2 protein-coding genes are annotated in these 2,051 nt (G+C 73.3%); both read left to right on the top strand.

Annotated elements, in window-relative coordinates:
* Nucleotides 1-532: TOMM precursor leader peptide-binding protein (locus CCN56_RS27215; RefSeq protein WP_143664636.1), on the top strand; the 532-nt coding region annotated here is incomplete at its 5' end.
* A 41-nt stretch (nucleotides 533-573) separates the two neighbouring features.
* Nucleotides 574-1,923, top strand: coding sequence for an AarF/ABC1/UbiB kinase family protein (locus CCN56_RS27210; RefSeq protein WP_086830600.1), 1,350 nt, complete (start codon nucleotides 574-576; stop codon nucleotides 1,921-1,923).
* The last annotated feature ends 128 nt before the right edge of the window (nucleotides 1,924-2,051 follow it).

Genomic DNA, 2,051 nt, shown 5'->3' with positions numbered 1-2,051 from the left:
GAGCGGATCGGGTCAAGGCCGGGGCGGGCCCGGGTTGTCACTCGTCGTGGTGACGCCGCGGGACGGACTCGGCGCGTACGTCCCCGATCCGGTCCCCGCCGAGCCGTGGATCGCCACCGGCACCCCTCACCTCTACGCGGGCGTCCTGGAGGCGACGGGGACGGTCGGGCCGCTCGTCCTGCCCGGCGGCACGGCCTGCGCGCGGTGCCTCCAGGAGGAGCGGACGGACCGGGACCCGGTGACGCCCCGTCTCCTCGCCCAATGGCGCTCCGGCGCCCCGCACCCGCTGCCCGCCTGCGACCTCGGCCTCGCCACGGCGGTGGCCGGACTGGCCGCCGCGCACGCGCTGGCCTTCCTGGACGGGGACCTCCCGGCGAGCACGGGCACCCGCTGGGAGACGTCGCTGCCGCTGCTCGAGTGGCGGTCGGAACGGCTGAGACCGCACCCGGCCTGCCCCTGCGGGGCGGCGCGCGGAGCAGAAGGGGAGCGGGCCTCGGCGGCCGGCGACACGCACGACACAATGGCGGGGTAACGGCCCTGCGCGGCACGACACTCTGGGTTTTGGAGGGGCGTATGTCTGATCTTCCCCGGAAGGCGGTCACCCGGACCGCCAAGTTGGCCGCGTTGCCCCTGGGCTTCGCGGGCCGGGCCACCTGGGGTCTGGGCAAGCGGATCGGCGGCAGATCGGCGGAGCTCGTCGCCCGCGAGCTTCAGCAGCGCACGGCGGAGCAGCTGTTCAAGGTGCTCGGCGAGCTCAAGGGCGGGGCCATGAAAATGGGTCAGGCCCTGTCCGTCTTCGAGTCGGCCCTGCCGGAGGAGGTCGCCGGGCCGTACCGGGCGGCGCTGACGAAGCTTCAGGACGCGGCCCCGCCGATGCCGACACGCACGGTGCACGCGGTCCTGGAGGAGCGCCTCGGCCCCGAGTGGCGGGAGCTGTTCCTGGAGTTCGAGGACAAGCCGGCCGCGGCGGCCTCGATCGGGCAGGTGCACCGGGCCGTGTGGCACGACGGGCGCGAGGTCGCGGTGAAGGTGCAGTACCCGGGCGCAGGGGAGGCACTGCTCTCGGACCTGACGCAGCTGAGCCGCTTCGCCCGGCTGCTCGGTCCGCTCATCCCGGGCATGGACATCAAGCCGCTGATCGCCGAGATGCGGGACCGGGTCTCCGAGGAGCTGGACTACGCCCTGGAGGCGGAGGCCCAGCGGATCCACGCGGAGGAGTTCGCGGACGATCCCGACGTGGTGGTGCCCGCGGTGGTGCACCAGTCGGACCAGATCCTCGTGACCGAGTGGATGGACGGGATCCCGCTGGCGGAGGTGATCGCGGACGGCACGCAGGAACAGCGGGACCGGACGGGCCAGCTCCTGGCCCGCTTCCTCTTCTCCGGCCCGGCGCGCACGGGTCTGCTGCACGCCGATCCGCACCCGGGGAACTTCCGGCTGCTGCCCGGCGCCGACGAGGACGAGGGGCCGGAGGGCTGGCGTCTCGGCGTCCTCGACTTCGGCACCGTGGACCGGCTGCCGGGCGGGCTGCCGGAGACGATCGGCACCTGTCTGCGGATGGCCGTGACCGGGGAGGCCGAGACGGTCTACGAGCTGCTGTGCGCGGAGGGCTTCGTGAAGGAGTCCGTCGCGCTCGACCCGGACGCGGTCCTGGAGTACCTGCTGCCGATCATCGAGCCGGCCGAGGCGGAGGCGTTCGTCTTCACCCGCGGCTGGATGCGCACCCAGGCGGCCCGGATCGCCGACCCCCGCTCCCCCGCCCACCAGTTGGGCAAGCAGCTGAACCTGCCGCCCTCGTACCTGCTGATACACCGTGTGACCTTGAGCACCATCGGGGTGCTGTGCCAACTGAACGCGACGGTACGCCTGCGGGACGAACTCGCCGAGTGGCTCCCGGGCTTCGAGGAGCCGGATCCCGTCTAGGAGCCGGGGTCGGGCTTGCGCCAGACGAGGGTGTAGCGCCAGAAGAGCCGACGGCGGATCCGGGCACCGGGGAGGATCCGCCCTGCGACGAGGGCGATCTCGGCCAGGGTCTCCTCGGCGTCGCAGGT

This window comes from Streptomyces sp. NRRL B-24572 (assembly GCF_002156145.1).
GTDB lineage: Bacteria > Actinomycetota > Actinomycetes > Streptomycetales > Streptomycetaceae > Streptomyces > Streptomyces vietnamensis.
This window is presented reverse-complemented; position numbering and strand designations above follow the sequence as displayed.

Coding starts and splice junctions, on each gene's coding strand:
- CCN56_RS27210 (WP_086830600.1), top strand. CDS start 574: ATGTCTGATCTTCCCCGGAAGGCGGTCACCCGGACCGCCAAGTTGGCC.